The sequence below is a fragment of the Pseudomonas sp. BNK-7 genome (assembly GCF_048072025.1).
Classification (GTDB): Bacteria; Pseudomonadota; Gammaproteobacteria; order Pseudomonadales; family Pseudomonadaceae; genus Aquipseudomonas; species Aquipseudomonas danubii.
In genome coordinates this window covers 2435154-2456305 of sequence record NZ_CP182252.1, presented here as the reverse complement: position 1 = coordinate 2456305, position 21152 = coordinate 2435154, and the positions used below count along the sequence as shown (strand labels likewise).

Sequence of the window (21152 nt, the reverse complement as noted above, 5' to 3'; positions counted from 1 at the left end):
TGATCCTTGGGTGACGGGCTCAATCCGTGAGCCACCAGACCATGTCGGAAAACCTCATGGTCATGATTTCCTCAGCGGCGAAATGCAGCTCGCGAGCGAGCCGTTTCGCCGCCACCTTCATCACCGCAGGATCAAAGCTCGTCGTCTTGCACCAGGCGAAAATAGCCGGCCTGCAGGCGCTGATAGTCCTTGAGTGCCATGCTCTCCAGGTCCTTGGTGCTGATTTGCGCGAGGCTGGCAAACAGCATCAGCTCGCGCTGTTCATCGTCACCAACGCCGGCGGCACTGGCAGCGCGCACATCACGCACCGTCGGCGCTCGCAGGGTGAGCCGGTCGCAGACCACGCCGTTCATCTCCACCGGCTTGCTCAGCGCCAGCACCACGCTGTCGCTGCTCAGGGTCATCCAGCTCGGGGTCTTGTCGCTTGCTTGAGACATGAGGTGTCTTCCTTACAGGCCCAGGGCCGATCGTTGGGCGGCGAGCTGGTCGACGCCATTGATCACACGCTTCATGCCCAGGGCATCGATCTCGTAGATCAGGCGGCCGTCGACTTCCAGCTTGTAGTAGGTCAGGGCCACGTTGTGCTTGATCTCGGCCTTGTCGCCGGACTTCCAGTCGCCCATGTCGACCTCCTTGAGCAGGCCGCGCAGGGTGACGATCACCGGGGTGACCTTGCCCTTGAGGCCCTTGAAGGCGCCACGGAACACACCGTTGAAGCCGCTGCCATCGGCCAGGCCGAACATCTTCAGCGACTCGCGGCGCACGCCGGTGGTGGTGAAGCCGGCCTCTTGCTTCTCCATGCCCATGTCCAGTTCCACCGGCACATCCATGCCGCCGACACGGTGTTCCTCGGTCTTGAGGGTCAACTTGGGCAGGGTCAGGCTCGGCACGTCGCCTTGAAAGCTGATGCCATCGACGAACAGGTTCATGTTCGCCAGGGTTTCGGGAATCATTGCCATTGCTGGGGCTCCTTAAGCGGCTTGGTCGAGGACTTCGGTCAACCACTGGTTGGTGACCTCGACCCGGAAGTTGGGGTTTTCGGCGGGCGGTACGTCGGTGAAGCGGATGTTCCAGTACACCTTGCCCTGCTCCAACTGGCTGGCGGTGTTGAGCTCGGCGTCGGCGTAGACCTCGAAATTGATGATCGCGCCCTGGTTCTTCAGATCACGCATGAAGGCCTGCAGGCCCTCGGTGACGTCCTTGACGTAGGTCGCGGTGATCGAGCGGTCCACGGCCCATTTGTGGCCGAAGAGGATCGCGTCCATGACGATGTCCATGGTCCGCACCCGGGTGACGAAGGCCCATTTCGGATCGCTGGACAGCGTGCGGTTGCCCCACAGGCGGAAGCCCGCATCGCGAATGATGGTGGTGATGTTGGCGTTGTTCAGCAGGTTGGCGCGGCAGGTTTCATCGCCGTCGAGGAACTCGATCGGCCGCTTGGTGCCGGTGATGCCGACGAACTCCTTGTTCGACGGCGAGGCCCAGAAGCCGTACTCGTTGTCGGTCCAGGCGAACAGACCGGCAACCCAGGCCGAGGCCGGCGCATCGACGGTGGCATTGGCGCCGTTGTCCCAGTGCTGAACACCCGGGTCGACCATATAGGCGCGCTTGGCACCGAAGTTCTTGGCGTAGGCCATGGCCGCTTCGTCAGTGGTATTGGGAGCATCGAGAATAGCCAGGCCACGCAGCTTGTCCGCCAGGGCCACCAGGGCGGTGCCGATGGCCAGAGTCGAACTGTGCTTGGGGGTGACCAGCAGACGTGGCTGGGCGTTGAAACGGCTCTTGCCGTCCAGCAGCGCCTGCAGACCGGTACGCTTACCGTCGGCCAGCACCCCGCCGATGATCGCCGAAGTCTGCTCGGCCGCGTCGGTCATCTTGGCCACGCCACAAGCGACGATCACCGCCTTGGCCCGCTGGTAGATGGCCTGGCAGGCCTTGGTGATGGCCGCATCCGGGCCCCAGGCCGCAATGGCCTCGCGCTCGTTGGTGATCAGCAGCAGGTCATTGACCTTGGCAGTGGCGGTCGGGCCTTCGGTGAAGGTGTCCACCAGGCCGATGATCGAAGACGACGGCAGCGAAATAGTGCGCGTGCCGGTGTCGACGTTAGTCACGGTAACGCCGTGGAAAAAACCACTCATGGATAAACTCCAGACATGAAAAAGCCCCGGGTGAAGGGGGCTGTAAGGGATGTTGAGTTAAGGGAAAGCGGGAAAGAAAACGCCCCGGCGGTGCGGGGCGTTTAATCGGTTTGCTCGGCGATCCAGGGCGGCGCCACCGGGCGATGTTCAATCTGTGGAAAGTCCGGGGATTGCGGCCAGTCGCGTAGGGATTGCATGTACACAAGCAGCTCGTTGTACTGATTGTCCGAAAGGGCAGTAGGCACTTTGATTTCAAGCTGATCTCGATGGCGGTCGCGCAGCCATGTAACGGCCGCTAACTCGGCAGCTCGCCAGATTCGTTCATCCTCACCCTGGTTGAAAGGTTCAACCATAGCGTGGAGCGCATCAGGCAGCGGCAACGTGACTGCAGGTGCCGGCCGCATACCTTCGATGACTTTTGCCAATGCCACCGAGTCGATGTCAGGGTTAGTTAAGATTTCTTGGGGGATATAGTGGTTTAACGTCACATTTCCCCAGTCGACAAGCATGGTGCCAGCGGGAGCCGACACAGAGAGAACTTTAAATCCACTCACAAGATATTCCCCTTTACTCGATCAGGGCTGTTGCCCCCTTCAAAGATCAAGTTGTTGCCATTTTTCTCAATCGAATAGCCACCAGCACCAGGTGCATTGGTCGACGCTGCACCGGGGCTACCAGGAGCGCCGCCTGCGCCACCGTTCCATCCGGCTGTATACCAGCCCCCAGCGCCACCAGCATCCAAACTGCCTGCAGCTGGGTAGCCATAGCCGTAAGTAGAAACTTGATACATTCCGCCACCTGCGCCGCCAGGACGTCCCGCGCCACCGCCACCTCCGGTATGCAGTACGTTGGGCCAGTAGGCATCCCCGCCGCCACCTCCGCCACCGAAAATGTAGCCATTGCGGTTATCGAGCGTTGCAGGAAAATCAAGAACAACAGCTGTGGCGCCTGGCAAGGGCCGAGCGGGATAAGCCCCCGCGCCACCCGCACCACGGATGTAGTGTTCATTGACGATTTTTAGCGTGGAGCCTGGTGGAAAAACTCCCGTTCTCAATGAGTATCCCTTACCACCACCGTAGATCATTGCACGGTTGATAAAGAGATAACGTCGCGCCTTGGTCGGCTTGCCCATGAGGTCAAAAATGCTCGCACCCGCTCGTTCTACTGTGTTGATAAACACAATGGTTCGCCGCCAGACCGTGCGCCACCCACTTTCGGTTTTGATGAACAGCTCCGCCCCCTCTCGCCAGCCGTCTGCAAGTTTCACATAAGGCATGACACCAGGCCGGTAACCGCCATCCAGTTTTACGTGGAAGTTCATTATGGTTCCTCGTACTGCAGCCAAAGCGTACCGACCGAGCCATCAGTTGGTTTAGGGGCAACAGGAGAATGGATAAAACGGTCTGAAAACGCAGCCTGCAGTTTTTTAGGTGTGACAATCGTTGAGTCATCTACCCCAGCTAGTACCTGAAGTTGAGTCGCAACTTTTGCCGTACCTCCAATAGTTTCCGTTGCAACTCGCCAAGACAGTTTGAGCGGCGTAATGAACGTAGTGTTGTCAACACCCTCATTTATCTGAGCCTGAGTCGCAACTTTCGCCATGCCCAAGACAGCTTCGGTCGCCTGAGTTGGTACGGATGAGATGAGTTGATCTACTTCAACTTTTGTATATGCGTCGGTAACTCCATATCCCCCAAGCGTTGTCGGGTTAGCGCCCGACAGTACAATCCCTCTTTTATCAATCGTCACCTGCCGGTAGATACCGGGCTTTTTGTCCCCGGGTAAAGCCGCTGCGGCCACCGCACTATCCACATATTCACGGGTAGCCAGAACCACCGCCGGATCGATCTTCAACACGATCTGCGCGGTGTTGGCGACGATGAAGTTCATGCGGATGACTTGGGTCTTGCCGGTGCCCTGAGCCAGCAGGGGCTTGAAGCTCGGGGCGCAGTTGGCCACCGCCACCAGGTCACCGTCGGCATCGAACAAGCCGATCTCACGAATCCAGCGACCGCCAACATCAGGCGGGATGACTTGTTCGGTGATGATGACGTTGGGGTTGGCCGGGTCGGTGCGTACCTGGTTGACCGGGGCGCGACGCCATTCGTTGATCAGCTTGGTCTGAGCCCGGTTCGGGATGGGGTCGGTGCCGTTGGCATCGCCGACCGCCATTTCCTTGAAAGTCCAGGGCGTGCCCAGGGCCGTGGCGTTGGCCTGTTTCGCCTCGCCCACCGCCGTGAGAATGGCAAAGAACTGACTGTTGGAATCAATCATGAGTACACATCCAGGGTGTCTGTTTCATCAATACACATGACCTGGCCATAACGGCCGGTCACTTCGATATCGCGGGGTGTCGGGGGATAAACGTCGATGTCTTCGCCCTGATGTTCATAGGCGCCAAGACCAATCACTCCGGAGCTTTCCAGGCTGATGGCCAGGCCAGTCATGTGCCGGCTGACAGGCCGGGCGTCATCGATCAGCCGGGTCAGCTCCTGGTACATCTCCTCGGTGATGCCGGTATCCAGCACCCCGACTTTCAAGGCAAAGGTGGCCGGTTCGCCTTCAGGGACCGTCTGCCACCATTCGACCACTTCGATCAGGTAGCCCAGCGGTTCCACCACCCGGCGCAGTGCACCGATGGTGCCTTTGCGAGCGTGGATGAAGTACGAGGCACGAATGGCGTTGCGCTTGACCGTCTCGGACCAGCGCGGGTCCCAGCGATCCACCGACCAGGCCCAGGCCAACTGCGGTAGCAGATGCACCGGGCAGGTGGACGGGTTGTACAGGGTGCGCAGCATGATGGCGGTATCGCCTGCGCTGGCCGCCTCAAGGGCGCGCTCCAGCGGCGTGCTATTGATCGGCAATAGGCTGGTCATCTCAGCTCCCCAGCGTGACGCTGTAACCAGTGCAATACGCCGCTTGAGCCTTGGTCGGGGTGATGTCTTGCCAACCCGCCAGATCGACCCGAGCCACGCCGGCCACATGCAACTGCGCATCAATGGCCGAACGAGCCACCTCGATGCCCAGGCGCCGGCGTGGGTTGACCCAGGCAGCCAGCTTGCGCTCGGCTTCTGCCAGGGCAGCGTCACCTTCCGGGCCGGAGCCCTTCATGTGCAGCACCGCGTCGATGCGATACGGCAAGACCTGGGCACTCTGGACCGTGACCCGGTCGCCGAGCGGTCGCACGTCTTCATCGTTGAGGGCTGCGGCAACGGTCGCCAGCAAGTCAGGACTGGCCGCGCCATTTCCCTCCAGGCTCAGCACCGTGACCGTCACCCGGGCCGGTGCCGGGCTTTCGGCCTCGGCGTCTGCTACCAGCGCAGAAGCGTTACGGGCATGCAGGATGTAGCTGTTGCGCGGGCCGGCCGTGGTCAGTCCTTCATAGGCCAATTGCACACGCTCGCGCAGAGCGTCGTCAGCTTCCTTGACCTCCTCCACCGGCGGCACCGCCTGCGGGTCACCCTGCAGGATCACCAGGCGCTGCAGTTTGACGTTGGCCGCCAGGTGATCCAGGTCCGTGCCCTTGGCATGGGCCAGCAGCAGCGCCTTGGCTGCATCGTTGACCCGGGCCCGCAATTGCATATCGCCGTAGGCCGATAGCTCCAGCAGTTTGCTCACCGGGTCGCTTTCCAGGTTGGCCGTCCAGTTATCGCCCATATGCCGGCGAAAGGTGGCCAGCTTGCCTTGGTACAAGGCCTCAAAATCCAGGGCCTCAAGCACCTGCGGCGCCGGCAGCGCCGACAAGTCCAACGTACTCATGCCGTCACCTCCAAAACCGCGCTATCGCCCAGGTACTGGCCGGTCAGTTGAAAGCTGATCAGACCACCCACCACCGCAACCACTCTTACCCGTTCCAGCTTCAGCCGGGGCTCCCAGCGCAACAGCGCTCGGGCCACTTCGGCCTGCACCGCGCTTTTCCACCCGCCGGTTACCGGCAGGTCGACGTAGCGGCGCAGGTTGCTGCCGTATTCCGGGCGCATCCGCCGACTGCCCAGCGGCGTGGTCAGGATGTCCTCGATGGACTGCCGCACATGCTCGATGCCGGACAGCGACAGGCCGGTACGGCGATCCATTCCGATCATCGTGTCACTCCTGCGCTTGCAGATCCGGGTGGGCGTTCAGGTAGTCCAGGGCGACAAGGTCGCCGGCCTTTACCGACACCTGTCCCCGGGCAACCCGCAACTGGCGGCCATCCGGCAGGATCAAATTGCGCGAGGTGTAAAGGGTGTCGCGAAACACCACAGTGCCGGCGCCCACAGGGCGACCGGGAGTTTTCTTAGGGGTGGCCATAGGTATCTCCGGGTACAAAAAAACCGCTCGGGGCGGGTTGATGGGGTGTTCGGTGATGGGTGAGACGTGAGCGCTGAGTCGTGAGGCCCACGACCCGCATGGGTCACTGCGGCGTTGCAGTTGAACCGGGACCCGGCATCACACCCAGATGGGTATGGGTCGAACCGACGTTGACCCCGTTGTGCTTCAAGCTGCCGCCGTTGATGTGCACATCGCCATTCAAGGTGATCGCTCCGCTCAGGGTGATGCTGTCGGCCTTGCCGGTCAGGGCGCTGTCGGTCACCACCGCCGAGCTGCCGCCGACCTGAATGGTCACCGTGCCACTGGGCAGGCTGATGCTGTAGCTCTTGGCCTGCCAGTCATAGACCAGCGAGCCGCCATCCTCGAAACGCCAGACCTCGACATGGTCACGGTTGTCCGGCTGGGGACCGGCGTTACCATACAGGCCGGGAACGAAGGTGCCCTGGGCCGGCTCGCCGCTGGGGCTGATCAGCACGCCCTGCTCCCCCAGGCTCGGCGCCCGCCAGTGCCGGGCCTTGCCCGCGGCCTGGCTGTGCCAGCGCAGCCAGGCGCTGGTCCAGCCGGCGCCATCGGAAACCCGCACCAGGCCAGCAGCCAAATCCACGCCGACCACGCTGCAAGGCAGGATCAGGCCGGCAATCATGCGGTCGTGGGTTGCAGACACGTAACTCACGCCATGTGCTCCGGCGACTGGTAGCCGCCCTCATGACCTGGGCCGGTATCGGGGCTGAACCCCAACACCAGGGTGCCCGGTGGTTGATTCGGCCAGGGCCATTGCTCCTGACCCAGGTAGATAAGCTGCTGCCACTGCACGATCCACTCGGCCCGGTAAACCGACTCTGCAGCCGTACCAACAGGCTTGGCCCACACGGCCATCGCGCCTTCAACAAAGTCCAGATCCCACTGCTGACAACGCAGCAGCTCGATTAACTGAGCCGCCAGAATGGCCGCCTGCAAAGGTGCCTGTGCAAGTTCGGGGTCAACCCGTACCCGGGCCTCCAAAGTGGCCCGCATGCAGCAGCGACCGTCACCCGGGTCGGCTGCCTGGTCCAGGCCGGTGACGGCAAAGTAGAGCGCCGGCTCAGTGGCGCCTTCAAACGCCTTGGGGAATGCCTCAACCGTCTGCAGATGGGGCATTGCCAGCTTGATCGTGGACGTGATGGCGTCTTTTAGCTGGGTCAGTTCGTTCATTGTCTAGTTCCAGAATAAGGTCGAGGCGGTCCAGCCTTCGGGCTCAAGTCCAGTGGACCTTTTTAAAGGCCGGAGCGGATCAGCGCTGATCCGAGTTCGAATCCCGTGAAGGCGGTTCGCAAACCCCGATGCGCTTGGCCGCCCAGCGCTCATAAAGGCCGATGGCAACGTCAGCGCCGGCCATGGCGGTCAGGCAGCCGAAGGCGCAGGCGGTCCAGATCGAGACGCCGGCGGCATACAGCAGCATGATCGCCGAGACCCCGCACACCACGCAGGCTCCGGAGCGCAGCGCCAGGCGCCGCAGCAGCGACCAGCCACGAGCGCCCTCCTTGTCGGCGCGCCACATTTCGCCGGAAACGCCACCGACCAGCGCCAGGACGATGACCAGCCAGATCGGCATGTCCAGCAACGCTTGTTGCTCGTTTGTCATTCACGTCTCCCGTGCGGATTGAGGCCAGCGAGATGGCCAGTTGATAGAAGGCTGATAACGATGTTTCAAGGGGTCCCTGTCTGTTGGTGGCCCACGTTAGGCAGGCATTCCAAAAAGCCCGGTCGCCCGGGCTTTTCAGTAATGCAAACCTTGGTCTTTCGGCACGACTGGTGCGGTACGGACCCATTCAAATTGTTCCTCCGACCGCGACCCTGTCCGCCGGATAACTGCTTCTGGTGCTTTACGCTGCACACCCGGGTCAGTTGCCAACCCTCTGAACCGTCGAGGCCGGTTCATCGCTGCCTTTGCTTTGCCACTAAAGAGCGTCGTTGCAGCCGTTGTTGAACGGCTTGAGGTGGATAATATGCACTCATGCATATGCAGTCAATGCGTAAATGCATTTATTTATGCGTGCGAATTGCGCGAGTGCATGAGAGCCGCATAGATGCAGGGCGGGAGTGATTTTTCGAGGGCGAAAAAAAGCCCGCTCAGTGGCGGGCTTTGTCTGACAGTGATGGCTTAGCGGGCGTACATGCCCCACCAGAAGACGTGACCGAGGATGCTGATCTGCTCCTCCTGGATTTCCTGGAAGCTGTAGTCCTCATCCGGATGCTCATCGCGGTTGAAGCTGCGCAGGCGAATCCCGGTGGGCAAGCGATACAGCTGCTTCACTCGCAGTTGGCCATTGTGGTTGATCGCATACAGGTCGCCATCGACGATATCGCCGATGGCACACTTGCCGGCATTGACCCCGACCGTGGCACCATCGCGCAGCACCGGCAACATACTGTTGCCCCGCACCGTGACGCATTTGGCCTGATCGAACTGCACGCCGTTGTGCCGCAGGCTGCGCTTGCCGAAGCGCAGGCTGGCGCGCTCGCTCTCCTCAATGACGAATCTTCCTGATCCAGCAGCCAATTCAACCTCACGCAGAAAAGGAACCGACACCTCGTCGTCATCGACAGGGGTATCGTCGTCCCACAGGCTTATGTCCTTGAGTTCCGAATGAATCTCGTCGCGGGGCGCAGCAACCCGGGCAGGCGCGATATCCACGCGCCCGCGCAATTGGTCGGTGCTCACCTGGAAGTATTCAGCGATCCGCGAGATGTGTTTATCCGAAGGATCGACGATCTTCCCGCTGAGAATCCGCGAGAGGGTGGATTGAGGCACACCAGTCCGACGGTGAAGCTCCGTGGGGGAGATTCCATCACGATCCAGCAGCTCTCTTAAGACGGTAGAAACATTGCGTATTTGCATAGAACGCATAGTGCTTGAACTTTTAGCCCATGACAAATGCTGTTTTGCATATTTGTGCTGCATTTGCCGGACAAACGCAGTAGTGCCTTGGTGTCTGCGAGGCCAGGGCGCCCATGGTAACCTTGCCGCCATCTGCAAAAAGCCGGGCCCAGCGCTCCTTTGCTTCACCCATTCAACGAATCCGCCTAAATACCAATGAGTAAAAATACCTCCGATCTGTCCTCCCACACGCCGATGATGCAGCAGTATTAGCCGAAACAATGCATAGGCCGCGTAAACCGTGGGTTACAGCGATTCACTGTCTAAAACCATTCAACGAAATAGCACATGTTTCAACCAATGAAATCGAGCTATGCCAGATACTTTTAGACAGCTTCTAGCTCTACAGATAGGCACCATCCACCACCGAGTGGGCTTGAACCAAATACTGGATATACGTACAGCAAGCTGATAAAATCAGGCACAGGAACGAGCCAACGTAAGTGTGTCAAGGAGAAATTGACATCCACCCTTGACTTCGGCAGACTCGCGCCTCATTTTGATATTGATGATCTATAAAGGAGGGCAAGACGATGAGTAGAGATGCGCGCGCAGTTGCCCAGCAAATCCTTAACGAGTGCCGTGAGGCTGGGGATCCTGCTGTAACGCCAATGCAGCTTTTGAAGCTTGTGTACATCGCTCATGGATACATGCTTGCAAGGCATGGAGTGCCATTGATCAACGAGCCTGTACAAGCTTGGCAATACGGCCCAGTGGTCCGCAGTGTTTACCAAGCGGTAAGAGACTTCCGCTCCTCACCAGTTACTCAGGTTCCGTCCGCACCTATGGAAAACTTTAATGCGGATGAGCGGACTATCATGAGGGACGTGGCAAGGACTTATGGGAAAGCAGATGGCGTAACGCTGTCGGCAGCCACCCATCAGCCTGGCACACCTTGGAGTGTGACTTGGAATAATCAGGGCAAGAATGCTGTGATTTCTAACGACATGATTGAAAGCTTTTATCGCTGGATTCTGTCTCAGCCAACTCATTCGATGCTATGAGCGAAGGTACAAGTGGCGGAAGCTCGCCAGAAGGATTACCAGGCAGCTTCCAGCCACCGTCCTCCCAGTCGCAATCTCCATTGCTCGATCCAAATATTGCCAGTGAGGCTCAAGCTTTCGCTGATAACGAAGATCAAGCTAAGAGCGAGTTCCGACCGCCGCCTCCACCGCTGGAATCTCCACTACTTGATCCAACCATTGTTGGTGAAATCCAGGCCTTCGCTAATAACGAAGATCAGGACCAAGCTCAGAAGCGTAAGCAAGATAATGAAATTCATGGCTTGCGCATGGTTCATGCATGGCTTCTTTTTGGTCTGACTATAATCTGGGTATACGTAATTTGGATCGTGATTCTTCTTCAAGGCTTTGGTAGGTGGTTTGTCCCAATGATGCCTGGCTTCAAACCCCTGCATTTTGAGATTTCGGATTCGGTACTAATTGCTTTCATGACAACCACCACCGCGACTGTTCTGGGGTTGTATGGAATCGCCGCTTATTGGCTCTACGGTAAGCCAAAGCAGGAGGGTAAAAATACCTCCAAAGACAAGAAAAGGCCCAGCTAATGCTGGGCCTTTTCTTATTTCTGGGTTGAGAACTGTCGAGCCACTTCTCTGACATATACCTAGCACGCCGCCAGGGCTATCAGGCTCGCCCGCTGCCAGAACCAGCCCGCCGACAGCGCGTTCATGGCGGCCTGCAATATGCCCTAAAACCGCCATAAACCGCTGCGCGCGGAAGGGTCAATTCCTGTCGTCAGTATTATTAGTCGGGCGACTCCTACCCCTACCGCCCGCCATTTATAACGAGCTCATGACCAAAGGAAAATCCACACCGAGAATCACGTCCTTTGGATCTGACTACGAAGGGGGAAAAGATCAAAATTCGCCCAACAATCCTGAGCTAAGCCCGCTCCAAAATGCCTCAAGCCAACCTGAATAACCTTGATCCCTTTCGAGCCTAAATGAGCAGCTGCTGGCGCCATATCGGAATCTTGAGTGACCAACAACGCAACCTCATAAGTCCCATCCAAACCTAAACAAAGCATGTCCGTCACCAGCAAAGTATCTACTCCCTTTTCCTGAGTTGCCTTGATTGCATTCGCACAATGGGGACAGACGTCCATCTCTGCAAAACAGTGGGCACAGTCAGGATTTCGTTTAGGCCGCCGATCCTGACATGACACCCGAATGCCGGGCCTGCGACCTAGTGTTTTGAGGGCAAAGTGTTTGTAGGAGCCATCACCGTTCGGGTCGTTGGACGTATAAATACGAGTTTCTTGATACGTTAACGGCAATGGTGTGCCAGGAGTAGGCGAGGCATGAAGGGCAGCAAGCTGTGTGAGAACGGGGCCCAGATTGAACCAATCAACATTAAAGCGGTGATCTCGTAAGGCTTGGCCCGACAAACCTAAATGCTTCCCGTCCTCCTTCTGAAGCGTCGCCTGTAGGTTCCAATAATCCACAAAAACCATTGTCTTCATGCAAAAAATCCCTATAATGAGTCCATTACTGCCTACCCATAGATATTTCTTTGGGTTTATTGATGTCTAGGGATCCTTCGGGATCCCTTTATCGTTTCAGATGGGTAGTAATTTTCACTACGTAAGATCAAGCCCCACCTGATGCGCGCCATCATAATGACATGAAATCGTAGCGAATGAGGTCTTACGCGCACTTCAGCTTCCCAAGCTGAACACTAGGGTCCGCCCCACCCGCTTCAGGCCCTCCAGCCTCCCCGCTTCAACCGAAGGTGCCTGTTTCTGTTTTTTACAGGCCCTGATTGGAATGAAGCAACGCATGCACCAACGCCTCTAGATTCTATTCTTCCAAATACTCCGGGCACTGCACTGTACAAACCCCAATCCTACTATCGATCAAGCCCTGAGCTCTGACTAACCATGTCGTAGCACACACCAATTATGCTCGGGCATTAACGCAAAAAAGCCCTACAGGCCCTCAGAATAGAGGCTGTAGGGCTTTTCTAACAAAGCAAAATTTAGCGTCACTTGGGGCTAAATGGCCTTGGTTGGCGTATGGATTGTCCCCATTAGCTCCCTCGCCTCACCAGGCATATCCCTTGATCGATTAGCGCAGTACCGGCAGCCACATCCACACCCCGTCCTTTCAAGCTTTAAACTTTTCAACTAGAATGGTTGACAAGCCAGTCTCGGGACGGCTTAATGCAACCATTCTCATGAAAAGCAGAAAGGGGCCGTGACCATGTCGCTTTCCAAATTTGGCGCAAAGGTACGTGAGTATCGCCGCGCATACGGTGTAACGCTTAGCACAATGGCTAGCACACTTGGCGCATCTACTGCGTTTTTGAGTGCGATGGAAACAGGCCGTAGTAAAATCCCAATGGATTGGGTTGAAAAAATTGCCAGCTATTTCAACGAGCTTGGCGAACAAATCAACGTTCAAGAGTTGAAGGCGATTGCTTGCGACGACAACGAGTCAGTCTCGCTTGAAGGGCTGCGCCCGCAGCATCGTATGCTCATCGCTGGTTTTGCCAACTCAGATCTTAACCAAGAGCAGCTGACTCGCTTGGGTCGCTTACTCGGGGAAATCTACGGGGAAAACAGCGATGACCACTCCAAGTGAAGCCAATCACTATGATATGCGCGGGCATCGTGTGCCCGCGCTGAGCCCGACCGACATTGACTTCATTGCCGGCAGGATCTGCAAGATCTTCAAGCTAAGTCGTCAATCGTTCTCGGTACAGAAAATAGGGATGTTCATCAACGACCTCGAAGAAAATGGGATTTTCATTGACTCCATCGAAAACGATGAGTGGATGATGGAGGATATCGCGAGGGCGATGGTAGACCCGCAGAAGGGCTTCATTTACATGCCGGAATGGATGTACGAGAAGCTAAATAGAAGCGACCCTGAGGCTATCAGGATTTTCCTTCACGAGCTGGGACACATCTTTCTGTGTCATAGAGCGATGCTTCATTTTTCGGACACAAAAGGAATTCTCGAAGAGGACTCCGAATGGCAAGCTGACGAATTTGCTGACTCAATCATCAGAAAGCTCAAACTCAAAGCGCCTGGCGCTCAGCTTGAACTTAAGTATTTCTGATTGACCATGCCGCAAACATGATCAACCAGAAATTGGCAGTAGGCCGCAAACCTACTGGGGGAGTTCTCCACTCGCTCTCCGCTTCCGCAGAACCGCTAGTGAAAGCACTGCCTAGAACAGGTGCGAACTCTAGTCCCGTTTGGTGGAGTTGTCCAGAATTAATGAGTAGTGGCCACCTCTTTAGGAGAGTCGCTATGACCTATACCGACGAACGTGGCACGTTCATCCTCCGCTGGAGCCGTCGCCTCAAAAACGGCTACATCCAGCGTGCAGTGGGCAAGCCATTCAAAATTTACATTAGCAAGTAAGTTGAACTGAGCGTCCATAGTGCCTCAGCTTCTACCCACCAACCGGACGAGCGGCAGCACCTAAGGAGGTGCTGCCGCTTTTTTTGAAGCAGTAACCGAACCGCTCAACAATATTGAATAAGTAGCCTCGCACGCCAGCCCAGCTATTCGGGCTCGGTCATATGCTTTCGCCAGCTCTCGATTCGTAGCGACAGACCTGTCGAGCAATTCAGAGAGCACCATGGCGGCGCGGGTGGCTGCCGGGCCTCGAGCGGCAGAGGCGGTATCTGCGGCGCACTTGTTTGCGCCGGCGTATCTGGCCGCGTCGTCGTGCAACCGCTGGCCAGCAGCATCGGCATCATCAGCGCCAACAGTTGCAATCTGTTCTTGTTCCTGGGCATTCACTCTTACCTCTTCCTGTGCCGCAGTGCGGCGTAGCTCTTCCTTTCGCGCCTTGGACTCGGCCAGAGCCCAGGCCTGCTGATCACCTGCATCGCGGACAGCCCAACGCACCTGCCACTCGGCATCCATGGTCGTGCGGCCGTGCCCATAGACACCCCAGAACGCCCAAGCAACCAGCGCCAGCGATACCGCAGCACCACCAACCTTCAACCCCCAGGAGCTCATGCCAACACCTTCGCGGCCAGGTCACGCAAGGCCACCCGTTCGGCCTGACCAGTCAGGCCGCCGTTGATTATCCTGGTGATCTTGGCGAACTGACCCGCGTCGGCCAGTTCGTTGAGCCCGTTCGACTGCCAGAACCAGCCAGCGACCATGGCGGCGGTGTCCGGCTGCTCAACCAGTTCAGGATGATTGATAAGGTCCAGCCCCAAGGCGGCACCGGCGGCGCGGTAGTTGTTAGCCCCGGTCAGCTGGATCAGGCCGCGGCCTCGATACTTCCAGCCATCACCAGGAAGTGTGTTGCCCAAGCGGCCACCATACGCGATGTTTGCGATCTGCTCAGGCTTGCGGGCAACCTGGACAGCTAGGGCGGCGTCAAAGCGATTCGGCCAGACTGCCTGCAGCCGTTCGGCACTGTAGTTCAGATTCTCGACCATGCGCCTCAACTGACCTGACTCATGCCCGACCTGCGCAATGAATGCGGCCATCCGCACCCGCGAGTCGATCTTGAATTGCACCATCGCTTCATTCAGCGCGAACACAAAAAAGCCCGCGACTTGGCGGGCTTGGGGGAGGATCTGCAGCAGCTGCTGCGCTGTAATCGTCATGCCTGATATCTCCAGTGATGATGAGGGTTAAAGCTGCTCGACCCTGAGCGGCTTGGTTGCTTTCTTTTTCTTGCCTTTAGCTTTCGCCTTGCCCTTCTTGCCGCCGTTGCATTCGACGGTGGTACTCCAGCCCGACTGTGTGAACACCTGCTCGACCGAGTCCACCAAGTACTCGCCATCGAGGCCGACCTTGAAGCCCTGGGCATTGATCATGCGTTCAGCGAATAGATCGGTTCGGCCAGGCATCTCCAGCCGCACGCCGGCGGTGCTGCGGTTGAATGCCGCCAACCGCGCCTTGGCAGCCTGCTCGGCAGCGGACTTGTTCGGATAGATGTGGCGGTCGGTGTGCACCGGCGGCAGGCCGTCTGGGGAGTCCTCGTTGCCCAAGTCGACGACCCGCAGCTTTCCGCTCTTCTTGTCCTGGTGCTTGGTTTGCACCGCCTTGTGGGTGCTCTTATCACCCAGGCGGAACTGATAGCGGCTCACATCGCGGCGGGTGATGGTAACGGTGCCAAGGTTCTTGCCGCTGGCGCTCTGCCCGGCCTGCCGGGGCAGCACCAGCAGTTTGCCGTCGGCCACCTTGGCCGTGCAGTCGTACTGTTTGGCCAGGCGGGTGATGAAGTTGAAGTCGGATTCATTGAGCTGATCGACCCGGGGCACCTTGGTGGTCACCGGGCACACCGGTTGCCAGCCATTGCGAGTCGCAACATCGCGCACGATCTGCTGCAGCGGGACGTTTTCCCAGCTCCCGCTGCGGGTGGTCTTGCCACTGCCGCGCATGTCACTGGCCTTGCCCCGGATCTCGATAGAGTCAGGCGGCCCCGTTACCACTACCTCGTCCACCGTGTAGCGCCCCAGGCGAGTCAGTGACTGCCCGGCGTAGCCCATGAACACCTCGATACTGGCACCACGACTGGGCAGCGCCACCGCTCCGTCGCGGTCGTCAATGCGTAGCTCAAACTCGTCCGACTCCATGCCGGGCTTGTCCGAGGTGCGCAGGGTTAACAGCCGGTCATTGATCAGTGCGGTGATGTTCTTGCCGTCCGCAACGATTCGGAATACAGGCGTCATGCAGTAAACCTCCCCCTGGGTGACACAGCGACGGGGACTTCATAGAATCCCGAGCCGTTGCCCCTACAGGAGTTGAGAAAGTGAAAAGGATTTTCGGATTGACGCTGTGTCTGTTGGCCGCCTCGATGGCACAGGCCGAACAGAAACTGCGAGTTATAGATCTGGGTGACGACGCACCCGTGAGCGCCGAAGCCGCAGAACGCGGCAGACAGGCAATCGCAGCTCAAGAAGCGGCCAAGAAGATCAAGCCCGAGGAAGCCCGCGACTTCCTCAAGCGTCTTAACGAGACGGTAGATCGCGGCCAAACCCTGGCGCTGTCCGGAGCTATGGACGGCAAACAAGCTCGCGATCAAGCCATTGCGCTGAAAAAGTTAATGGACGAAAGCGACCGCTTCGGATCGCTGTTCGCCCCCTTCGCTAAATGCCGTTCCGCCGCAATCGACGCGGCTTCATCCTGGCAGGGCATGATTTTCAAAGATGCTCGTCAGTACTCCGAAGACAACACGTCCTACCAGGCCAACGCCAAGGAATGCGCCAAGGCCGCCGGCTAATCCCACAACTGCAGCGCGGCCTCCGTCACCGCCGGCAGCTCCGGCAACACGATCAGCACCCCAGCCCGGAACGGCTGGGGCTCTTCGGCAAGCCCCTGGTTGGCATCCAGCACCGATTCGACACAACCATTCAGATGCCCGTAAAACTGGTGACACAGGGTGTCGAGCAGATCCCCGTCAGACGTTCTGCATGTCGTCGCCATAGCTCACGAACTCCATTGAAAAGCCCTGTTTACGCGGGATGCCCCCGGCCAGCAGATGGCTCTGTTCTTCCTCAAGGCTGGTCAGGCACCAGGTGCCAAGCACTTCTCCGTAGCCCGTGGTCAGACTCAGCGGCTGCAGGCGTCGACCGATGCTGCGCAGTTTCTGCAACTGACCCAGTCCACCCTTGAACCCAGGAAACACCGCGCCCTTGAGGGTAATCTTGTCGTCACCCTGCCCCACCGCCTGCTGCGCGATGCTGCGGGTCAGGCGTTCCTGGCCAGCCCAGCGGAACCCGGTCTGACGGCGCAGCTCTTCAAAGGCGGCCGTATCGAGGTTGAAGTAATACGGCTGTCCACCAGTCTTCAGCGGATGGATGATCAGCAGGTGCGGGAACGGCTTTACCGCCTCGGCGGCCGGAGTACCCAGGCCGCCGAATGAACCGGTCGGAAGGATGTTGCCCAGGGACGGGCTGACCTGTCCGCCGATCCGGTTGATCGCAGCGCTGGCCTTGGCGGTCTGCTCCTGCAACGTACCGAGCCGCTGCTGGATCTGCACCGCCGCCGACACGGCCTGGCTGTACTTGGCCGCCACCTCGCCGACAACAGACTGTGCGGCGGTGATGCCGCGCAAGGTCCGCTGCAGCTTGGCACCCACCTCAGGTCCCACAAACGGGATGTTCTCCAGCTCTGAGGCGGCGCCAGTGATCTCGCTGATGGCTCCATTCAATGGGGTCAGCATGCCATCCGCACTGCTGCGGCCCGCCTCCCCTGCCTCGACCAGGGACTGAAACCCCGACTGCAGTTGTTCCATGTACGCCATGGCACCTCCTTAAACGTGTGGTTCGTCCGACAGCTGACGGGCCGCAGCCTGGCGGCTGAACTCGTCGAACATCCGTCGCAGATGGGGCTCGACTTCCCGGGCCACCTGGGCCGGGTCCTTAACGTCCCCTTGCACCGTGATTGGCACAGTCGGCGCGAAGGTGAATTGCTGGTCGACCTTGGGCACCTGCTTCGCAGGCTCGGGCGCCTTGAGCATTGCCGGCACAGCTGCCGACGGTGAGGCGGTCCCCATGGAGCGCACCACCTGCCCCATCATCGGGGGCGTCTGCCCGGTCTTGAACGATTTCGCGATGTCACCCAGGACCGGAGGAATGTCCTTCCCGGCGTTGACCATCATCAGCGGCCCCGCTGCCGGCATCCGCTTGAGCGAATCGTCGGAACCAAACATTGCTTTGCCGGCATATGAGCCCAGGGCATCGCCCCCAAAGTAACCTACGGTTCCCCCGATGGCGGCACCGATAGCCCCGCCAACGGCCGTGCCGAGGCCTGGAACGACGGAGCCGAGTGCGGCACCAGCGGCCAACCCCATTTTTGCCCCCACCAACGAGCCTGCTAAGCCCCCCGCCGCACCGCCATAACCTTCGGCCTTTTCATCGCGGGTCTTGGCATTCTGGTAGGTGTCCGCAACCTTGAGGCCGGCGCTCAACACCGACAGCAAGCCCACCCCCTTAATCGCTGGCGCCAGTCCCTTGAACAGCGAACCTACCCCTTTCAGCGCTGTCGACCCAAGGCTCGCCGCGCCCTTGGCAACACGTCCCACGCCGCCACGACTGAAGACATTCCTGAGCGTCTGGCCGACACGACCGAACCGCCCCGCCCTTCCTGCACGGCCCCCTTTACCGCCCTTGCCGCCTTTCTTGTCCTTGCCACCGTCGAGATCATAGTCACCACCGCCCAAGCCGCCGGCGTTGGTGACAAATACCCGCTGAATCACATTCGGGTTACCCATCAACGAACCCCGGGCCACGTTGAGCAGGCCTTTGCCGATCTTGAAGGCGGACACCACGCTCTTCAGCGCGACAAGCCCAGCGCCCAGAGCAGTGATCCCCATAACCAGGGGCGGGGATTTTTCTGCCAATCCGGTCAGCGACCTGGCTACCGAGGTGATGTGCTTGGCTACCGCATCCGTTGCCGGCCGCAGAGCATCCCCCACTGCCCGCATACCGTCGTTCATCGCGTGAGCTGTTTCGGCCCAAAGCTGCGATGAGGTTTCCCGGCGCTCGGCTAGGTTCTTGTCGAGAATACCCTTAGCGCCTAGCGAATCTTTCTTGAGCTGCTCGTACAGCTCCCGATTCTGCGAGTACGCCGTCAGCGCTGCCTTGACCTGCATGTCGGCGAACAGATCTCCGGTGCGCAGGGACTGTTCCAGAGCGTTCAGCATGGCCTTGGCCTTGACTGGGTCCGCCTCCTTGCTGATCTTCGCCTGGGCCTCGGCCAGCTTCGCGGCCTTGGCCGGGTCGGTTGCCTTGATGTACCTCATGGCCAGTTCAAAGCTTGACTCCAAGGTCGACTTACCTTTCTGAAGACCGGTACTCATCGAGGCCTGGTAATCAATACCAGCATCCTTGTACGCCTTGACCACTTCACTGGAGCCGATTTTCTCCATCCAGTTTTTCAGGTTGTTGGCTGCCTCATCAGAGCCGCCGGCAGTCTTCATCTGCACCTGCAGCATCGAGCCCAACTGACTCACCGCATCCATGCCGGTGATTTCCATCTTGCCCATGCCAGCCAGCAGCTGCGGGAACCAGCGCGCCATGTCGGCGGCCTCAAAGCTGCCCGCCTGGCCCTGCATGGCGATGGCTTCCAGGGCCTTCTCCATGACCTTGGGGTCGCTGATCTTGGCGTTCTGCTCCAGCGCCTGGATCATCTTGGCGGTGTCTTCACCACCCGAGCCCTGTCCCACCGCAAACTTGGCCGCCACCGGCGCATAAGACAGCGCCTTGTCCAGTTCCATGCCGGCGCCGACCAACTGGTTCACCAGATCGGCTACCTCATTGCGGCCCATCCCGGTGTCTTGCGAGGTCTGAATGATGGTGCGGGTCAACTGGGCTTCTTGTGGCTTGTTTGCCACGTCCGCCTTGATTGCAATGTCGCGAATGATCGCCTGATAGTCCGCGCTTATCTTGGTCGGAATGGCCACCGCACCGACCCCGGCCACGGCCTGGCCGATCCCGGACTTGAGGCCCTCCTTGCCCTGCTGGATCTGCTGGTGCCCCTTGAGCTGCAGATCCGCCCCCCTGGCCACGCGGCCGAGTGCCTGATACTCCTGGCGCAGTTTGTTTACCTGAATACCCTGCTTCTGCAGGCTGCTCAGGTTTCCCTCCAGCTTGCGCAACAAACCGGCGGCCGAGGCGGCACCGGTGTCGTGAGCCTTCTTCCATTCGTCACGCAGGCGCATGGTTTCGCCGATGGTGTTCTTCAGCACCTTGGCCTTGTTGCCTTGTTCCTCCAGCTTCTTGATCCGGCCCTCAACCGTCTTGAAGGCTGCCCCCACCGTCGAACTGACGGCGCCGCCGATCACCAGCCCCAACGCCAGTTTGCTTGCCATCTGATTCACCTATGCCCGAGTTGATGGGCTCAGTCCGTGAGCCACCAGACCATGTCGGAAAACCTCATGGTCATGATTTCCTCGGCGGAGAAATGCAGCTCGCTCGCGAGCCGCTTCGCCGCCATCTTCATCACCGCCGGGTCAAAGTTCGTCGTCTTGCACCAGGCGAAAATAACCGGCCTGCAGGCGCTGGTAATCCTTGAGGGTCATGCCCTCCAGATCCTTGGCGCCGACCTCGGCCAGACTGGAGAACAGCATGAGTTCGCGCTGTTCGTCGTCACTGCCAGCGGCAGTGTTAGCGGCACGCACATCGCGCACAGTGGGTGCGCGCAGAGTGACCTTGTCGCAGACCACGCCATTCATCTCCACCGCCTTGGTGAGGGTCACGGCCACGCTCTCGGCGCACAGGGTCATCCAGGCCGGTGTCTTTTTCGATGCTTGAGTCATGAGTTTTTTCCTTACAGGCCCAGAGCCGAACGTTGAGCGGCGAGCTGGTCGACGCCGTTGATCACGCGCTTCATACCCAGCGCATCGATCTCGTAGATGAGACGGCCGTCTACTTCCAGCTTGTAGTAAGTCAACGCCACGTTGTGCTTGATCTCGGCCTTGTCGCCGGCCTTCCAGTCGCCCATGTCGACCTCCTTGAGCATCCCGCGCAGGGTGACGATCACCGGAGTGACCTTGCCCTTGAGGCCCTTGAAGGCACCCCGGAACACACCATTGAAGGCAGTACCGTCGGCCAGGCCGAAGAGCTTCAACGACTCGCGGCGCACGCCGGTAGTGGTAAAGCCGGCTTCCTGTTTCTCCATGCCCATGTCCAGCTCCACCGGCAGGTCCATACCGCCGGCCCGGTGCTCCTCGGTCTTGAGGGTGAGCTTGGGCAGGGTCAGGCTCGGGACGTCGCCCTGGAAGCTGATGCCATCGGCGAACAGGTTCATGTTCGCCAGGGTTTCGGGAATCATTGCCATTGCT

General features: G+C 59.0%; 27 protein-coding genes and 1 pseudogene. 5 read left to right on the top strand and 23 right to left on the bottom strand.

What is annotated here, in order from left to right; genetic code table 11:
• Positions 1-131: 131 nt before the first annotated feature.
• The 14 genes and pseudogenes from ACMGF8_RS11395 to ACMGF8_RS11330 all read right to left on the bottom strand — a co-directional run bounded on the left by ACMGF8_RS11395 (position 132) and on the right by ACMGF8_RS11330 (position 9336).
• A complete protein-coding gene (locus tag ACMGF8_RS11395) occupies positions 132-437 on the bottom strand; it encodes a phage tail assembly protein (protein WP_416759662.1) in 306 nt (101 codons plus the stop codon).
• 12 nt (positions 438-449) lie between these two features.
• Positions 450-959: a phage major tail tube protein gene (locus tag ACMGF8_RS11390; protein WP_016965333.1), complete on the bottom strand. Its 510-nt coding sequence runs from the start codon at positions 957-959 to the stop codon at positions 450-452.
• A gap of 12 nt (positions 960-971) precedes the next feature.
• On the bottom strand, positions 972-2138 hold the full coding sequence (locus ACMGF8_RS11385) for a phage tail sheath subtilisin-like domain-containing protein (protein ID WP_416759660.1): 1167 nt from the start codon (positions 2136-2138) through the stop codon (positions 972-974).
• A gap of 101 nt (positions 2139-2239) precedes the next feature.
• Positions 2240-2692, bottom strand: a complete 453-nt coding sequence (locus tag ACMGF8_RS11380; protein ID WP_242553905.1) for a phage tail assembly chaperone — start codon at positions 2690-2692, stop codon at positions 2240-2242.
• Positions 2689-3459, bottom strand: a complete 771-nt coding sequence (locus ACMGF8_RS11375) for a hypothetical protein (protein ID WP_416759658.1) — start codon at positions 3457-3459, stop codon at positions 2689-2691. The genes ACMGF8_RS11380 and ACMGF8_RS11375 overlap by 4 nt, the downstream gene beginning before the upstream one ends.
• Positions 3460-3931: 472 nt before the next feature.
• Positions 3932-4412, bottom strand: a pseudogene (locus tag ACMGF8_RS11370) (phage tail protein); the annotation flags it as partial.
• Positions 4409-5014: a phage tail protein I gene (locus ACMGF8_RS11365; protein ID WP_416759656.1), complete on the bottom strand. Its 606-nt coding sequence runs from the start codon at positions 5012-5014 to the stop codon at positions 4409-4411. The pseudogene ACMGF8_RS11370 and the gene ACMGF8_RS11365, both read right to left, overlap by 4 nt.
• Position 5015: 1 nt before the next feature.
• Positions 5016-5897 carry a baseplate assembly protein gene (locus ACMGF8_RS11360; RefSeq protein WP_102861400.1) on the bottom strand — a complete coding sequence of 294 codons (882 nt, stop codon included), beginning with the start codon at positions 5895-5897 and terminating at the stop codon, positions 5016-5018.
• On the bottom strand, positions 5894-6220 hold the full coding sequence (locus ACMGF8_RS11355; RefSeq protein WP_416759654.1) for a GPW/gp25 family protein: 327 nt from the start codon (positions 6218-6220) through the stop codon (positions 5894-5896). The genes ACMGF8_RS11360 and ACMGF8_RS11355 overlap by 4 nt, the downstream gene beginning before the upstream one ends.
• A 4-nt stretch (positions 6221-6224) precedes the next feature.
• Complete coding sequence (locus tag ACMGF8_RS11350; RefSeq protein ID WP_305948858.1) at positions 6225-6428, bottom strand: hypothetical protein; 204 nt, start codon at positions 6426-6428, stop codon at positions 6225-6227.
• Positions 6429-6531: 103 nt separating this feature from the next.
• The gene (locus ACMGF8_RS11345) at positions 6532-7122 is read right to left on the bottom strand and encodes a phage baseplate assembly protein V (RefSeq protein WP_115581709.1); all 591 of its coding nucleotides are present in this window, start codon (positions 7120-7122) and stop codon (positions 6532-6534) included.
• Positions 7119-7640, bottom strand: a complete 522-nt coding sequence (locus ACMGF8_RS11340; RefSeq protein ID WP_115581708.1) for a hypothetical protein — start codon at positions 7638-7640, stop codon at positions 7119-7121. Before ACMGF8_RS11340 ends, ACMGF8_RS11345 begins: the two co-directional genes overlap by 4 nt.
• Before the next feature lie 79 nt (positions 7641-7719).
• Positions 7720-8070 carry a phage holin family protein gene (locus tag ACMGF8_RS11335; protein ID WP_102861395.1) on the bottom strand — a complete coding sequence of 117 codons (351 nt, stop codon included), beginning with the start codon at positions 8068-8070 and terminating at the stop codon, positions 7720-7722.
• A gap of 519 nt (positions 8071-8589) precedes the next feature.
• On the bottom strand, positions 8590-9336 hold the full coding sequence (locus ACMGF8_RS11330) for a LexA family transcriptional regulator (RefSeq protein WP_102861394.1): 747 nt from the start codon (positions 9334-9336) through the stop codon (positions 8590-8592).
• Positions 9337-9899: 563 nt separating this feature from the next.
• Between ACMGF8_RS11330 and ACMGF8_RS11325 the strand changes: the two genes are divergently transcribed.
• Together ACMGF8_RS11325 and ACMGF8_RS11320 are read left to right on the top strand one after the other, a co-directional pair.
• Positions 9900-10370 (top strand): Panacea domain-containing protein, encoded by a 471-nt coding sequence (locus ACMGF8_RS11325; protein ID WP_207815410.1) that lies wholly within the window; start codon positions 9900-9902, stop codon positions 10368-10370.
• Positions 10367-10933: a hypothetical protein gene (locus ACMGF8_RS11320; RefSeq protein ID WP_207815411.1), complete on the top strand. Its 567-nt coding sequence runs from the start codon at positions 10367-10369 to the stop codon at positions 10931-10933. Before ACMGF8_RS11325 ends, ACMGF8_RS11320 begins: the two co-directional genes overlap by 4 nt.
• A gap of 275 nt (positions 10934-11208) precedes the next feature.
• On the opposite strand, the gene ACMGF8_RS11315 is transcribed toward ACMGF8_RS11320, so the two are convergent.
• Positions 11209-11850 (bottom strand): NYN domain-containing protein, encoded by a 642-nt coding sequence (locus ACMGF8_RS11315; RefSeq protein ID WP_416759649.1) that lies wholly within the window; start codon positions 11848-11850, stop codon positions 11209-11211.
• 739 nt (positions 11851-12589) lie between these two features.
• On the opposite strand from ACMGF8_RS11315, the gene ACMGF8_RS11310 reads away from it, so the two are divergent.
• Positions 12590-12970: a helix-turn-helix domain-containing protein gene (locus tag ACMGF8_RS11310; RefSeq protein ID WP_102881884.1), complete on the top strand. Its 381-nt coding sequence runs from the start codon at positions 12590-12592 to the stop codon at positions 12968-12970.
• Positions 12954-13451, top strand: a complete 498-nt coding sequence (locus ACMGF8_RS11305) for an ImmA/IrrE family metallo-endopeptidase (protein WP_416759647.1) — start codon at positions 12954-12956, stop codon at positions 13449-13451. The genes ACMGF8_RS11310 and ACMGF8_RS11305 overlap by 17 nt, the downstream gene beginning before the upstream one ends.
• 368 nt (positions 13452-13819) lie before the next feature.
• Here ACMGF8_RS11305 and ACMGF8_RS11300 read toward each other — a convergent pair whose 3' ends face one another.
• From ACMGF8_RS11300 to ACMGF8_RS11290, 3 genes are read right to left on the bottom strand one after another with little or no spacing between them, the layout of a single operon-like run.
• Complete coding sequence (locus ACMGF8_RS11300; protein WP_416759645.1) at positions 13820-14365, bottom strand: DUF2514 domain-containing protein; 546 nt, start codon at positions 14363-14365, stop codon at positions 13820-13822.
• Positions 14362-14967: a glycoside hydrolase family 19 protein gene (locus tag ACMGF8_RS11295; protein ID WP_416759643.1), complete on the bottom strand. Its 606-nt coding sequence runs from the start codon at positions 14965-14967 to the stop codon at positions 14362-14364. The genes ACMGF8_RS11300 and ACMGF8_RS11295 overlap by 4 nt, the downstream gene beginning before the upstream one ends.
• 27 nt (positions 14968-14994) lie before the next feature.
• Complete coding sequence (locus ACMGF8_RS11290; protein WP_416759641.1) at positions 14995-16038, bottom strand: phage late control D family protein; 1044 nt, start codon at positions 16036-16038, stop codon at positions 14995-14997.
• A gap of 80 nt (positions 16039-16118) precedes the next feature.
• On the opposite strand from ACMGF8_RS11290, the gene ACMGF8_RS11285 reads away from it, so the two are divergent.
• The gene (locus tag ACMGF8_RS11285; protein WP_416759639.1) at positions 16119-16589 is read left to right on the top strand and encodes a hypothetical protein; all 471 of its coding nucleotides are present in this window, start codon (positions 16119-16121) and stop codon (positions 16587-16589) included.
• Here ACMGF8_RS11285 and ACMGF8_RS11280 read toward each other — a convergent pair.
• From ACMGF8_RS11280 to ACMGF8_RS11260, 5 genes are all read right to left on the bottom strand, one after another.
• Complete coding sequence (locus ACMGF8_RS11280) at positions 16586-16792, bottom strand: tail protein X (protein WP_416759637.1); 207 nt, start codon at positions 16790-16792, stop codon at positions 16586-16588. The two genes, ACMGF8_RS11285 and ACMGF8_RS11280, sit on opposite strands and share 4 nt — an antisense overlap.
• A complete protein-coding gene (locus tag ACMGF8_RS11275) occupies positions 16767-17612 on the bottom strand; it encodes a phage tail protein (RefSeq protein ID WP_416759635.1) in 846 nt (281 codons plus the stop codon). Before ACMGF8_RS11275 ends, ACMGF8_RS11280 begins: the two co-directional genes overlap by 26 nt.
• Positions 17613-17621: 9 nt before the next feature.
• Entirely contained in the window at positions 17622-20180 is a 2559-nt protein-coding gene (locus ACMGF8_RS11270) for a phage tail tape measure protein (RefSeq protein ID WP_416759633.1), read from the bottom strand.
• A 141-nt stretch (positions 20181-20321) separates the two neighbouring features.
• Entirely contained in the window at positions 20322-20627 is a 306-nt protein-coding gene (locus tag ACMGF8_RS11265) for a phage tail assembly protein (RefSeq protein WP_060839734.1), read from the bottom strand.
• 11 nt (positions 20628-20638) lie between these two features.
• Entirely contained in the window at positions 20639-21148 is a 510-nt protein-coding gene (locus ACMGF8_RS11260; protein WP_041118645.1) for a phage major tail tube protein, read from the bottom strand.
• Positions 21149-21152: the final 4 nt, after the last annotated feature.

Coding starts and splice junctions, on each gene's coding strand:
- ACMGF8_RS11395 (WP_416759662.1), bottom strand. CDS start 437: ATGTCTCAAGCAAGCGACAAGACCCCGAGCTGGATGACCCTGAGCAGC.
- ACMGF8_RS11390 (WP_016965333.1), bottom strand. CDS start 959: ATGGCAATGATTCCCGAAACCCTGGCGAACATGAACCTGTTCGTCGAT.
- ACMGF8_RS11385 (WP_416759660.1), bottom strand. CDS start 2,138: ATGAGTGGTTTTTTCCACGGCGTTACCGTGACTAACGTCGACACCGGC.
- ACMGF8_RS11375 (WP_416759658.1), bottom strand. CDS start 3,459: ATGAACTTCCACGTAAAACTGGATGGCGGTTACCGGCCTGGTGTCATG.
- ACMGF8_RS11365 (WP_416759656.1), bottom strand. CDS start 5,014: ATGACCAGCCTATTGCCGATCAATAGCACGCCGCTGGAGCGCGCCCTT.
- ACMGF8_RS11360 (WP_102861400.1), bottom strand. CDS start 5,897: ATGAGTACGTTGGACTTGTCGGCGCTGCCGGCGCCGCAGGTGCTTGAG.
- ACMGF8_RS11355 (WP_416759654.1), bottom strand. CDS start 6,220: ATGATCGGAATGGATCGCCGTACCGGCCTGTCGCTGTCCGGCATCGAG.
- ACMGF8_RS11350 (WP_305948858.1), bottom strand. CDS start 6,428: ATGGCCACCCCTAAGAAAACTCCCGGTCGCCCTGTGGGCGCCGGCACT.
- ACMGF8_RS11340 (WP_115581708.1), bottom strand. CDS start 7,640: ATGAACGAACTGACCCAGCTAAAAGACGCCATCACGTCCACGATCAAG.
- ACMGF8_RS11335 (WP_102861395.1), bottom strand. CDS start 8,070: ATGACAAACGAGCAACAAGCGTTGCTGGACATGCCGATCTGGCTGGTC.
- ACMGF8_RS11330 (WP_102861394.1), bottom strand. CDS start 9,336: ATGCGTTCTATGCAAATACGCAATGTTTCTACCGTCTTAAGAGAGCTG.
- ACMGF8_RS11325 (WP_207815410.1), top strand. CDS start 9,900: ATGAGTAGAGATGCGCGCGCAGTTGCCCAGCAAATCCTTAACGAGTGC.
- ACMGF8_RS11320 (WP_207815411.1), top strand. CDS start 10,367: ATGAGCGAAGGTACAAGTGGCGGAAGCTCGCCAGAAGGATTACCAGGC.
- ACMGF8_RS11315 (WP_416759649.1), bottom strand. CDS start 11,850: ATGAAGACAATGGTTTTTGTGGATTATTGGAACCTACAGGCGACGCTT.
- ACMGF8_RS11310 (WP_102881884.1), top strand. CDS start 12,590: ATGTCGCTTTCCAAATTTGGCGCAAAGGTACGTGAGTATCGCCGCGCA.
- ACMGF8_RS11305 (WP_416759647.1), top strand. CDS start 12,954: ATGACCACTCCAAGTGAAGCCAATCACTATGATATGCGCGGGCATCGT.
- ACMGF8_RS11300 (WP_416759645.1), bottom strand. CDS start 14,365: ATGAGCTCCTGGGGGTTGAAGGTTGGTGGTGCTGCGGTATCGCTGGCG.
- ACMGF8_RS11295 (WP_416759643.1), bottom strand. CDS start 14,967: ATGACGATTACAGCGCAGCAGCTGCTGCAGATCCTCCCCCAAGCCCGC.
- ACMGF8_RS11290 (WP_416759641.1), bottom strand. CDS start 16,038: ATGACGCCTGTATTCCGAATCGTTGCGGACGGCAAGAACATCACCGCA.
- ACMGF8_RS11280 (WP_416759637.1), bottom strand. CDS start 16,792: ATGGCGACGACATGCAGAACGTCTGACGGGGATCTGCTCGACACCCTG.
- ACMGF8_RS11275 (WP_416759635.1), bottom strand. CDS start 17,612: ATGGCGTACATGGAACAACTGCAGTCGGGGTTTCAGTCCCTGGTCGAG.
- ACMGF8_RS11270 (WP_416759633.1), bottom strand. CDS start 20,180: ATGGCAAGCAAACTGGCGTTGGGGCTGGTGATCGGCGGCGCCGTCAGT.
- ACMGF8_RS11265 (WP_060839734.1), bottom strand. CDS start 20,627: ATGACTCAAGCATCGAAAAAGACACCGGCCTGGATGACCCTGTGCGCC.
- ACMGF8_RS11260 (WP_041118645.1), bottom strand. CDS start 21,148: ATGGCAATGATTCCCGAAACCCTGGCGAACATGAACCTGTTCGCCGAT.